The sequence below is a fragment of the Pyxidicoccus sp. MSG2 genome, from assembly GCF_026626705.1.
GTDB lineage: Bacteria > Myxococcota > Myxococcia > Myxococcales > Myxococcaceae > Myxococcus.
Window position 1 is genome coordinate 11,550,092 of sequence record NZ_JAPNKC010000001.1, and the last position, 12,918, is coordinate 11,563,009.

At 71.7% G+C, this 12,918-nt stretch carries 1 protein-coding gene (running past one end of the window); it reads right to left on the minus strand.

Annotation, left to right across the window (positions count from 1 at the left end; translation table 11 throughout):
* Positions 1–12,918, minus strand: the 3' end of a protein-coding gene (locus OV427_RS44625; RefSeq protein ID WP_267862337.1) for a non-ribosomal peptide synthase/polyketide synthase. 20,976 nt of this gene lie beyond the right edge of the window; 12,918 of the gene's 33,894 nt are visible here — the last part of the coding sequence; its start codon lies off the right edge, out of view — the gene reads right to left on this strand; its stop codon occupies positions 1–3.

Below are 12,918 nucleotides of genomic sequence, written 5' to 3' on the forward strand. Positions count from 1 at the left end.
TCAACCGTGCCGGGTCGCTGGGAGCTGCTCCGCCCGACGCTCGCGGCGTAGCTCGTCAATGCACAGCGTGAGCAGCTCGGCGGCCTTCTGGACGTGCGGCGCGCGCAGCATGCCGTAGTGGTCGCCGGGCACATCGAGGAGCGTCAACCCCTTCGGAGCCAGTGGGCCCCAGCCCAGGTCCGCCGCCCGCTCTCGCCCCTGCGACTCGCTGGCGCGCAGCACGACGACGGGGCCTTCGTACGGCTGGTGCTGGTAGCTGCTCACCGCGCGCAGGTTGCTGGCGAAGACGTCGAAGAGCGGGCGCAGCTGCTCCAGCCCCATCGCCTTCGGGAAGAGGCCCGTCTGGTGCCCGCGCTCCAGCAACTGGCGCAGCACCGCGTCCCGCTCGCCGGGCTCGGGCATCCATGCGTCCTCACCCGCCAGCCGGGCGTGGTCTCTCACGAAGAGTGCCGCCACCAGGGCCGCATCCTGCGTGTCCACTCCGGCCCAGTCCGTGTTCACCGGCGTCGGGTCGATGAGGGCCAGCAGCTCCACCGTCTCGCCCTGCTGGCGCAGCTGGCGCGCCATCTCGAAGGCCACGACGCCGCCCAGCGACCAGCCACTGAGCTGGTACGGGCCGTGAGGCTGCACCGTGCGGATGGCCTCGACGTAGCTGGCCGCCATGGCTTCGATGCGCTCCAGTGGCGGCTGGCGCCCGTCGAGCCCCTGGGCCTGCAGGCCATAGAGGGGCTGTGACGGACCCAGCAGCCGGGACAGCTCGGCGTAACAGAGGACATTGCCGCCAATGGGGTGGATACAGAAGAGAGGCCGCTTGTCGCCGCCGCGCTGGATGGGCACCAGGGGTGAGTAGGGCGCGGGCGCCTCGCCCAGCATCCGCGCCAGGGCTTCCACGGTGGGGGCCCGGAAGAGGGCGGAGAGGGGGAGGTCGCGTCCGGTGCGCTCGCGCAGGGCGGCCATGAGGCGCACGGCGAGCAGCGAGTGGCCGCCCAGGTCGAAGAAGTGGCTGGTGGCGCCCACCGGGTGCACGCCGAGCAGCTCCTCCCAGAGACGGGTCAGCTCCAGCTCCAGTGCGTCGCGCGGGGCCACGTAGGCCTCGCGCGCCATGGAGGCGTCAGGGGCGGGCAGGGCCTTACGGTCCACCTTGCCGTTGGGTGTCAGGGGGAAGGCCCCGAGCACGACGAAGGAGGAGGGCACCATGTACTCGGGCAGCTTCGCGCGTACGTGCTGGCGCAGGGCGTCCACCCCGGCGGTATGGCCTCCGGCGGGCACCACGTAGGCGACCAGCCGCTTGTCACCCGAGGCCTCCTGGCGTGCCATCACCACCGCGCCGGCCACCGAAGCGTGGTCTCGCAGGGTGGATTCGATTTCGCCCAGCTCGATGCGGAAGCCGCGCACCTTCACCTGGAAGTCGAGGCGGCCCAGGTACTCCAGCTGGCCATTGGCCAGCCGGCGCGCCAGGTCACCCGTGCGGTACATGCGCGCGCCCGGGATGGCGGAGAAGGGGTCCGGCACGAAGCGCTCGGCGGTGAGGTCGGGCCGTCCGAGGTAGCCGCGGGCGAGGCCGGCGCCAGCGAGGAACAGCTCGCCGGGCACGCCCAGCGGCTGCAACTGGCCGTGGGCGTCCAGGACGTAGGCGGACGTCTCCGGCAGCGGCACGCCGATGGTGGGCTCACCGGGGCCGTCCTCCACGCGGATGAAGGTGGAGTAGGTGGTGTCCTCGGTGGGGCCGTAGAGGTTGAAGACATGTTCCACCGTGCCGGTGGCGTACAGGCCGCGCACCAGCGAGCCCGGCAGGGCCTCACCGGCGAGGTTGATGGTGCGCACGGACGCGGGGATGGCGCCCTGGCGCAGCAGCTCGGCGATGGCGGAGGGGACGGTGTTGACCAGTGTCACCTCGTGGGCGGCCGGCAGGGACGGCAGCGCGAGCGCGTTGTCGGCCAGGATGACGGTGCCGCCGCACCAGAGCGGGGCGAACAGTTCGAAGACGGACAGGTCGAAGCAGATGGACGTGGCCGCCAGGGTGCCGGCGAGCTGGGCCGCGGAGAAGGTGCGTGTGGCCCAGTCGAGGAAGGCGGTGGCGCTGGCGTGGGTGATGGCCACGCCCTTGGGCCGGCCCGTGCTGCCCGACGTGTAGATGACGTAGGCGAGGTGGTCTTCGGAGGCCACGGGCCGCGGGGCCGTCGTGGACTGCGTGGCGAAGGCGTCACGCCGCGAGTCGAGGCAGAGCGTCTCGAGCCCGCGCGTGTCCAACCCCAGGCCGTCCAGCAGGGACTGGTGGGAGAGCAGCAGGCACGCGCCGGAGTCCACCAGCGTGAAGTCGAGGCGCTCGCGGGGATAGGCCGGGTCCAATGGGACGTACGCGCCCCCCGCCTTGAGGATGGCCAGCAGCGAGAGGAGCAGGTCCTCGGAGCGCTCCAGGCACACGGCGACACGGGCCTCCGGTCCGACACCGAGCGAGCGCAGATGCCGGGCGAGCTGGTTGGAGCGCGCATCGAGCTGCCGGTAGGTGATGCGCGCTTCACCGACGACGAGAGCGGTGGCGTCGGGGGTGCGGGCGGCCTGGGCCTCGAAGAGGTGGTGGATGCACGAGCGCTGGAGGACGGTGCGCGTGTCGTTGAGTTGCGTCAGCAGGTGCTGCCGCTCGGCGGGCGTGAGGAGGGGCAGGGTGGAGAGCGGGGCTTCCGGGTGCTGGAGGGCGGCTTGCAGCAGCACCTCGAGGTGCGTGGCGAGCCGGCGGATGGTCTCCTCGCGGAAGAGGTCGGCGCAGTAGTTGATGGAGCCGCGCAGGCCATCGGGCGATGCGGAGAAGACAAACGTGAGATCGAACTTCGCCACCGGCGAATCCAGCTCGACGGGCTGGACGGAGAGCGCGCCCGCGGAGCTGCTCACGGCCTCCGGTGTGTTCTGGAGGACGAGCATGGCCTGGAAGAAGGGCGAGCGGCTCAGATCGCGCGGAGGCCGCAGCTCTTCGACGAGCTTCTCGAAGGGGACGTCCTGGTGGGCGTAGGCATCCAGCAGCGTCTCGCGCACGCGACGCAGCAACGTGCGGAAGGACGGGGCGTCATCCAGGCGGGCACGCAGGGCCAGGGTGTTGACGAAGAAGCCGATGAGGCCCTCCAGCTCGAAGACGCGGCGGCCGGCGATGGGCGAGCCGATGACGATGTCGTCCTGGCCCGAGTAACGCGAGAGCAAGGCGTGGGTGGAGGCCAGCAGGGCCATGAAGAGGGTGGCACCCTCCTTCTGGCTGAAGGACTCCAGGGCGCGCGTGAGCCCGGGCGGGAGCTGGAAACGGACAGCGCCCCCACGGAACGACTGCTGAGGCGGGCGCGGGAAGTCGCCAGGCATCTCCAGGGCATGAGGCGCGCCCGTGAGCTGCTGCTTCCACCAGGCCACCTGCCGGGCGAGCACGTCGTCCTTCAACCACCGACGCTGCCAGAGGGCGAAGTCGGCGTACTGGAGCGGCAGCTCGGGGAGCGGAGACGGCAGCCCCTGACGGAAGGCGTCATAGAGGGCCACCACCTCCCGCACCAACACGCCCATGGACCAGCCGTCGGACACGGCGTGGTGCTGGTTGAGCAGCAGCATGTGCTGGTGCGCGGACAGCCGCAGCAGCGAGGCGCGCAGCAGTGGGCCCCGGCCCAGGTCGAACGGCTGGACGGCGTCACGCCGCACCTGCTCGCGGGCCTCTGCCTCTCGTTCTGGCTCGGGCAACCCGCTCAGGTCCACCACGGCGAAAGCCATCCGGCCGGCCGGGTGGATGACCTGGATGGGCTGGCCATCCCTGGTGGCGAACGTGGTGCGCAGGGACTCGTGACGGCGCACCAGCTCCGAGAAGGCCCGCTCCAGGGACGCCACGTCCAGCATGCCTTCGAGCCGCAGCGCGGTGGGCATGTTGTAGGAGGGTGAGCCGGGCTGCAGCTGCTCCAGGAACCACAGCCGCTGCTGGGCAAACGACAGCGGCGGCGGCACCTCGCCCCGAGGCAAGGCACGCAGCGGCGGAAGACAGGTGCCAGAGGCGGCCACCTCGACGCGCCCGGCGAGTTGCTCCAGCGTGGGCGCCTCGAAGAGGGCCCGCAGGGGCAGCTCCACCCCGAAAGCCGAGCGGATGCGGGCCATCACCTGGGTGGCCAGCAGGGAGTGGCCGCCCAGCTCGAAGAAGTGGTCATTCAGTCCGACGCGCTCGATGCGGAGCACCTCCGCCCAGAGCGTGGCGAGCCGCTCCTCGGTGGGCGTGCGCGGGGGGACCCAGGCACGGGCCAGCGACGCGCCATCCGGCGCAGGCAGCGCCTTGCGGTCCACCTTGCCGTTGGACGTCAGCGGCAGGGCGTCCAGCGCCACCAGCGCGCCGGGTACCTCGTAGGCGGGGAGCCGCTCCTGGAGGAAGGCGTGGAGGGCGGCGGACTCCGGCACCGGGCCCTTCGAGGTGAAGTAGCCCACGAGGCGCTGGTCTCCCGGCGAGTCCTCGCGGACGAGCACCACCGCCTCGCGCACGGCCGGGTGGCCGGCCAGGGTGGCCTCGATTTCACCCAGCTCGATGCGGAAGCCGCGCAGCTTCACCTGGAAGTCGAGGCGGCCCAGGTACTCCAGCGTGCCGTCGTCCCGCCAGCGCGCCTTGTCACCGGTGCGGTACATGCGCGCGCCGGGCGTGGTGCTGAAGGCGTCGGGCAGGAAGCGCTCGGCCGTGAGGGCGGGACGGGCGAGGTAGCCCCGTGCCAGGCCCGCGCCAGAGAGGAAGAGCTCTCCGGGCACCCCCACGGGCACGGGCCGCAGGTCCGCATCCAGGACATACGCCCGCACGTTGAGCAGCGGCCCGCCCAGGGTGGGCTGCGTGCCGGCGACGAGACGGAAGGTGGTGGCGTCGACGGTGCACTCGGTGGGGCCGTAGACGTTGAAGGTGCGGGCCCGCTCAGAGGAGGCCAGCGCCTGCCACGTGGCCGCGTCGAGGGCCTCGCCGCCGGGGACGAGCAGCTCCGGCGTGTGGGCCCCTTCCAGCAGGCCGGCCTGGAGCAGCAGCCGCAGCAGCGACGGTGTGCAGTCGAGAGCATGCACACGGTGGTGCGCCAGCCAGGCGACCAGGGCGCCGGGGTCCTGGCGCAGGGCCTCGGGGATGATGAAGAGGCAGTGTCCATCGAGGAGCTGGACGAGCTGCTGGACGGACGCGTCGAAGGCCAGCGGAGCGTTGAGGCTGACGCGCGAGCCCGAGGACAGCCCGGCGTAGACGGTGCGGCGCAGGGCGCGGTGGAGGTTGAGCACCGCGCCGTGCCGCACCATCACGCCCTTGGGCGTGCCGGTGGAGCCGGAGGTGTAGATGACGTAGGCGAGGTGCTCCGGCGAGGCCACCGGCGCGAGAGCCCCGGAAGGCAGCGACGCCGGCAGCTCCGCCGGAGTGTCCAGGCACACGACGTGGACGCGGTCCGGCTTCCACGCGGCGACGAGGTGCTGCTGGCTGAGCAGCACGGGCGCGGCGCAGTCCTGGAGGGCGAAGTCGCGACGCTGGACAGGCCAGGCCGGGTCCAGCGGCACGTAGGCTCCGCCCGCCTTCATGACGCCCAGCAGGGCCACCACCATCTCCACGGAGCGCTCGAAGCAGAGCGCGACGCGGACGTCGGGGCCCACGCCCAGCGAGCGCAGGTGCCAGGCGAGCTGGTTGGCGCGCGAGTTGAGCCGCGCGAAGGAGAGAACGGAGTCTTCGAAGCTGACGGCGGGCGCGTCCGGGGTGAGGGCGGCACGGCGCTCGAAGGCATGGTGGAAGCAGTCGTCGGGCGAAATCTGCGCGGCGGTGTCGTTCCACTCGCGCAGCACCTGTTGGCGCTCGCTGGCCGTCATCAATGGCAGCTCGCCGAGGCGCTGCTCCGGCTGGGCGGCAATGGCCTCCAGCAGCACCTGGAGGTGCCGCGCCATGCGGACACCGGTCGCCTCGGTGAAGAGGTCGCTGCTGAGCTGGAGCCCGCCGACGAAGCCGTCCGAAGTCTCTGACAGGCTGAGGGTGAGCTCGAACTTCGCGGTGGAGGTGTCGGTCTCCATGGGCCGCAGCGACAGGCCAGGAAGGGCGAGCTCCCGCGTGGGGGTGTTCTGCAGGACGAAGAGGGCCTGGAAGAGGGCGGTGCGGCTCAAGTCACGCACGGGCTGCAGCTCCTCGACGAGCTTCTCGAAGGGGACGTCCTGGTGCTCATAGGCCCCCAGCGTGGTCTCCCGCACCTGACGCAGGAGCTGGAGGAAGGAGGCGCGGCCGTCCAGTTGCGCGCGGAGGACGAGCGTGTTGACGAAGAAGCCGATGAGCCCTTCCGTCTCCGCGTGGCGGCGGCCGGCGATGGGCGAGCCGACGACCACGTCTTCCTGGCCCGAGTAGCGGGAGAGCAGGAGCTGGAAGCCGGCCAGCAGCACCATGAAGGGCGTGGCGCCCTCGCGCTTCGCCAGCGCGTTGAGGGACTCGCTCAGCTCGCGTGACAGGCGCATGGGGACCACGGTGCCGCGCGATGACAGCGCCGCGGGACGCGGGTGGTCCGTGGGCAGCTCCAGGTGCGGAGGGGCGCCGGAGAGCTGCTGCTTCCACCAGGCCACCTGGCGTTCCAGCACGTCGCCCTGGAGCCAGTCGCGCTGCCACACCGCGTAGTCGGCGTACTGCACCGGCAGCTCGGGCAGGGGCGAGGGCTGGCCAACGGCGAAGGCGCGGTAGAGCGCGCCCAGTTCGCGCACCAGCACTCCGCGCGACCAGCCATCGGAGATGATGTGGTGCATGCCGAGCAGCAGCAGGTGCCGCCGCTCCGCCAGCCGCAGGAGGGTGACGCGCAGCAGGGGGCCACGCGCCAGGTCGAACGGGCGCAGTGCGTCCTCGGTCGCCAGGCGCGAGGCCTCGGTCTCACGGGCTTCCCCGGGCAGCTCCCGCAGATCCATCACCGAGAGGGGCAGCCGGGAGTCCGGGTGGACGACCTGGATGGGCTGGCCTTCCTTGATGGAGAAGGTGGTGCGCAGGGACTCGTGACGGCGCACCAGCTCCGTGAGGCCGCGCTCCAGGGCCGTCGTGTCCAGCGTGCCCTCCAGCCAGAGGGCGGATGGGACATTGTAGGTGGCGGAGTCAGGCTGGAGCTGATCGAGGAACCACAGCCGCTGCTGCGAGAAGGACAGCGGGAGCGGCCTCTCGCGTCCGGCCCGCTTCAGCGGAGGCAGGCCCCGGCTCGGCCCGCTCGACGTCAGCCCGTCGATACGCGACGCCAGCGCTTCCAGCGTGCGATGCTCGAAGAGCGCGCGCAGGGGGAGCTCGATGCCGAACGCGGCGCGCACATGCGCCACCACGCGCGTGGCCAGCAGCGAGTGGCCGCCCAGCTCGAAGAAGTCATCCCGGGCGCCGACCGTCACCACCCGCAGCAGCTCCGCCCAGATAGCGGCCAGCCGTTCTTGCGTGGGAGTGACTGGGGCGATGTGCTCGGCAGACGTGGCTGCCGTGGCCCCCTGGGGCGCCGGGAGGGCCTTGCGGTCCACCTTGCCGTTGGGCGTGAGCGGCAGCGCGTCAAGCACCAGCAGGGCCCAGGGCAGCATGTACTCGGGCAGCCGCTCGCGCAGGGCGCGGCGCACGGCGTCCACCTCCACGCCTTGAGCGCCCGCGCGGCCCGTCACGTACGCCACCAGCCGCGGCTCGGCGCCACCGTCGGCTCGTGCCACCACCACCGCCTCGGCGATGCGCGGGTCCGCGCGCAGCGCCGCTTCGATTTCACCCAGCTCCACCCGGAAGCCGCGCACCTTCACCTGGAAGTCGACGCGGCCCAGGAACTCCAGTCGTCCGTCCGGCAGCCAGCGTACGCGGTCTCCCGTGCGGTACATCCGCGCTCCGGGCTCCGAGGCATACGCGTCTGGCACATACCGCTCCGCCGTCAGCTCCGGGCGGCCCAGGTAGCCGCGCGTCACCTGCGCGCCGCCGATGAACAGCTCTCCGGGGACGCCTCGCGGAACCGGCAGCAGCGAGCCGTCCAGCACGTACAGCCGCGTATTGGCCAGGGGGCGGCCCAGCGGCACGGTGGCGGGCAAAGGCTGCGCGGGTGGCAGTTCCACCCGGCCCGTCAGCACGCCCACCGTCGTCTCGGTGGGGCCGTAGTGGTTGAACACCTCGCACTCGTGTGTCAAGGCCCGCACCTGGGAGAGCAGCTCCCAGGTGGAGGACTCGCCGCCCAGCACCAGCCGCTTGCGAGGCAGCACGTGCCGAGGCTCGGCCGCGGTGAGCAGCGCCGCCAGGTGCGAGGGGACAATCTTCAGGCAGTCCACCGGGTGCTGCTGGAAGTACTCGGCCACGCCCGCGGGGCTGGCGGCGCGCTCCTGGGACAGTACGTGCAGCAGGCCGCCGGTACACAGGGCGGGGAAGAGCACCGTGTTGCCCAGGTCCGCCGCGAAGGTGGACACCAGCGCGAAGCTCCGGCACTCGCCCAGGCCCTGGTTCTCGGTGACGGACTGGACATAGTTGAGCAGCTGCGCGTGCGCCACGGCCACGCCCTTGGGCCTGCCGGTGGAGCCGGAGGTGAAGAGGACGTAGGCCACGTTCCACGGCGACACGTCGCAGGGCGGGGTGTCGATGCGCTGGCGCGAGAGCGCGTCGGCCTCCACGTCCAGCAGCACGAGGCGCGCTGAAGTGCCCGAGAAGGCGGCGGCATGGTGCGACTCTGTCACCACCACGGGGGCGGAGACTTCGGCCACCATCATCCGCAGGCGCTCGGCGGGCTGGGTCGGGTCCAGTGGCGCGTAGGCACCGCCGGCCTTCCAGACGCCCAGCAGGGCCACCACTGTGTCCACCGAGCGCTCCAGGCCCAGGGCAACGCAGGACTCAGGACGCACGCCCAGGGTGCGCAGGTGCCAGGCGAGCTGGTTGGCGCGGGCCTCCAGTTGGGCGTAGGTGAGGGTGCGGCCCTCGGAGGCGACAGCGGGGCGCTCGGGGTGGAGCGCGGCCTGCTGCTCGATGAGGGCGTGCACCGAGCGCTGGGGCGCGAAGTCCCGGGCCGTGGCGTTGAAGTCCACCAGCACCTGCTGGCGCTCGGCCGCGGTGAGCAGGGGCAGCTCGCCGACGCGCGCGTCCGGATGGGCGACAACGCCCTCCAGCAGCACGCGCAGGTTCGCCACCAGTCGCTCCACCGTCGACCGCTCGAACAGGTCGGTGCTGTAGCCCAGCTGGCCCACGAAGCTCTCGGGCTGCTCGAACAGGTGGAGGTCGAGGTCGAACTTCGTGGTGTGGCTCTCCAACGCCAGGGGCTGGAGGGAGAGGCCGTCCTCGCGACGGGCCAGGCCCGCCGCGGGCTCGCTCGGGGCATTCTGGAGGACGAGCATGACCTGGAAGAGGGGAGAGCGGCCCAGGTCGCGCTGCGGCTGCAGCTCCTCCACCAGCTTCTCGAAGGGCAGGTCCTGGTGCGCGTACGCGCCCAGGGTGGCGTCACGCACGCGGCCCAGCAGCGTGCGGAACGAAGGGGCGTCGTCGAACCGGGTGCGCAGGGCGAGCGTGTTGAGGAAGAGGCCGATGAGGCCCTCCAGCTCGGCGAAGCGGCGGCCGGCGATGGGCGTGCCGACGACGACGTCGTCCTGCCCGCTGTAGCGGTGCAGCAGTGCCTGGAAGCCGGCCAGCAGCACCATGAAGGGCGTGGCGCCCTCCTGTCGGGCGAGATTCTTCAACGCACCGGTCAGCTCACGCGACAGCTGCACCGGCACGGTGGCACCACGGGAGGACTGTGCAACCGGACGCGGGAAGTCGGTGGGCAGCTCCAGCGCGGCCGGCGCGCCAGAGAGCTGCTGCCTCCACCAGGCGAGCTGGGCCTCCAGCATCTGGCCTTGCAGCCAGGCGCGCTGCCATACCGCGTAGTCGGCGTACTGCACCGGCAGCTCGGATAGCACGGGCATCTGTCCGGCGCGCAGGCCCTGGTAGAGGGCCGCCATCTCGCGCACCAGCACGCCCATGGACCATCCGTCGGAGACGATATGGTGCATGGTCAGCAGCAGCACGTGCTGGTGGGGGTTCAGTCGCAGCAGGGTGGCACGCAACAGCGGGCCCCGTGCCAGGTGGAAGGGGCGCCCGGCTTCTTCACGGGTGAGGCGTAGGGCCTCGGCCTCGCGGGAGGCCTCGGGCAGCGAGGTCATGTCCACCAGCGACACGGGGAAGGGAGCGGGCGGGTGGATTCGCTGCACCGGCTCGCCGGCCTCGTCATGCAGGGTGGTGCGCAGCGACTCGTGCCGGCGCACCAATTCGGTGAAGGCACGCTCCAGCGTGGCCACGTCCAGCGCGCCCTCCATCCTCAGGGCCGTGGGCAGATTGTACGCGGCGCTGCCTGGCTGCAACTGCTCCAGGAACCAGAGGCGCTGCTGCGCGAAGGACAGCGGCAGCGCCCCCGTGCGCGGCGCCGGTACCAGTGGCGGCGCGGAGGACACACTCCTCCCGGTGCTGTCGATGCGGCGGGCCAGCTCACCCAGCGTGGGGGCCTCGAAGAGGGCGCGTAGAGGCAGCTCCACGCCGAAGGCGGCGCGCACGCGACTGACCACCTGGGTGGCCAGCAGCGAGTGGCCGCCCAGCTCGAAGAAGTTGTCGTGTACGCCCACGCGCTCGACGCGCAGCACCTCGGCCCACAGTGCCGCCAGCTTCTCCTCCGTAGCCGTCCGGGCGGCGATGAAGCTCCTGCTCGCGGCCGTCATGTCGGGCGCGGGCAGGGCCTTGCGGTCGAGCTTCCCGTTGGGAGTCAGAGGTAGCGCGGGGAGCAGGACGAAGGCCGACGGCACCATGAAGGCGGGCAGGCGCTGCTGGAGGTGCGCGCGGAGCCCGGCGACGTCGAAGGCGGAGTCCTGGACGAGATAGGCGACGAGGCGCTTGTCGCCCGGTACGTCCTCTCGCACCAGCACGGCGACGTCGCGGACGGAGGGAAGGGAGCGCAGGGCGTCCTCCACCTCGCCGAGCTCGATGCGGAAGCCGCGCAGCTTCACCTGGAAGTCGAGGCGGCCCAGGTACTCCAGCGTGCCGTCCGGCTTCCAGCGCACCTTGTCGCCGGTGCGGTACATGCGAGCGCCCGGGGTGGAGGAGAAGGGGTCTGGGACGAAGTGGCTGGCAGTGAGGTCGGGGCGGCGCAGGTAGCCCCGAGCGAGGCCTGCGCCGGAGAGGAACAGCTCGCCGGGCACGCCCGGAGGTTGGGGATGGCCGTGGGAGTCGAGGACGTACGCCTGGGTGCCGGCCAGGGGCCTGCCGATGGAGGGTGGCAGTGCGGAGTCGTGGGGTACGAGGCAGTAGGTGGAGTAGGTGGTGTCCTCGGTGGGGCCGTAGAGGTTGTAGACGCCGTGCACGGAGCCGGAGGAGTAGAGCGCCTGGGCCAGCACCGAGGGCAGAGGCTCTCCTGCGAGGTTGACTGTGCGCACGCTGGAGGGAAGAGCCTTCATGCGTACCAGCTCGGCCATGGCGGAGGGGACGGTGTTGACGAGCGTCACCTCCTGCGCGGCGGGCAGAGAGGGCAGTGCCAGGGCGTTATCGGCCAGGTACACGCGGCCCCCGCACGCCAGGGGGACGAAGAGCTCGAAGACGGACAGGTCGAAGCACACGGAGGTGGCGGCGAGCACGCCGGAGAGTTGCTCGTGGCTGAAGGTAGCCAGAGCCCAGTGGACGAAGGCGACGGCGGAGCGGTGCTCGAGGGCGACGCCCTTGGGCCTGCCGGTGGAGCCGGAGGTGTAGAGGACGTAGGCCAGGTGGTAGGGGGAATTGAGGCGAGAGGGCCGGAGCGTCGGGTGGTGAGCGACGGCCGCGAAGCCGTCCAGAAGCACCTGGTGGGTGCCGGCCATGCGCAGGCCTTCGGCCAGCGAGCGCTGAGTCACCAGCACGGGGCTGCGAGAGTCCTCGCGGGTGAAGGCGATGCGGTCCGCGGGGTAGGAGGGGTCCAGGGGGACATAGGCGCCGCCGGCCTTGAGGATGCCGAGCAGGGCGACGACGAGCTCGGGGGTGCGCTCCAGGCACACGGCCACCGGGACCTCGGGGCGCACGCCCAGAGAGCGCAGGTGGTGGGCGAGCTGGTTGGAGCGCTCCTCGAGTTGCCGGTAGGAGAGCCGCTGGGTGCCCACCACCAGCGCGGTGGCGTCCGGGGTGCGCTCCGACTGGGCTTCGAAGAGGAAGTGCAGAGCGCCGTCCTGGGGAGGCGTGGGGCCGGTGCGGTTCCAGTCCACCAGCACCTGCCGTCGCTCGGCCCCGGTCTGCAGGCTCCAGGTCGACACGGGCCGCTCCGCGTCCGTGGCCACCGACTCCACCAGCGCGACGAAGTGCCGCGCCATCCGTGCCACCGTCGCCTCGTCGAAGAGGTCGGTGTTGTAGCCAAGCGTGCCGGCGAAGCCCCCGTCCCGCTCCTCGAGGCTGAAGCCCAGCTCGAACTTGGCCGTGGTGTCCTCCACCGCCTCCAACTCCAGCTTCAGCCCGGGCAGTGACAGCTGCGAGCCCGGGGCATTCTGCAGCACGAACATCACCTGGAAGAGCGGGCCGCGGCTCAAATCGCGCTGAGGCTGCAGCTCCTCCACCAGCCGCTCGAAGGGCACGTCCTGGTGCTCGTACGCCGCCAGCGTCGTGGCGCGCACCTGGGCCAGCAGCTCGCGGAAGGAGGCCCGCGTGTCAATGCGCGCGCGCAGCACCAGCGTGCTGACGAAGAAGCCGATCAGCCCCTCCGTCTCGGCGCGGGTGCGGTTGGCGATGGGCGAGCCGACGCTGACGTCGTCCTGGCCCGAGTAGCGCGACAGCAACAGCTGCCAGACCGCCAGCAGCACCATGAAGTCGGTGGCCCCGTGTTTCTGGGCCAGGGCCTTGACGGCCTCGGTCACCGCGCGGGGCAGCGTCACCGGCACGGCGGCGCCGTTGAAGGTCTGCACCGCCGGACGCGGCCGGTCGGTGGGCAGCTCCAGCGCGGCCGGAGCGCCCGTGAGCCGCTCGCGCCA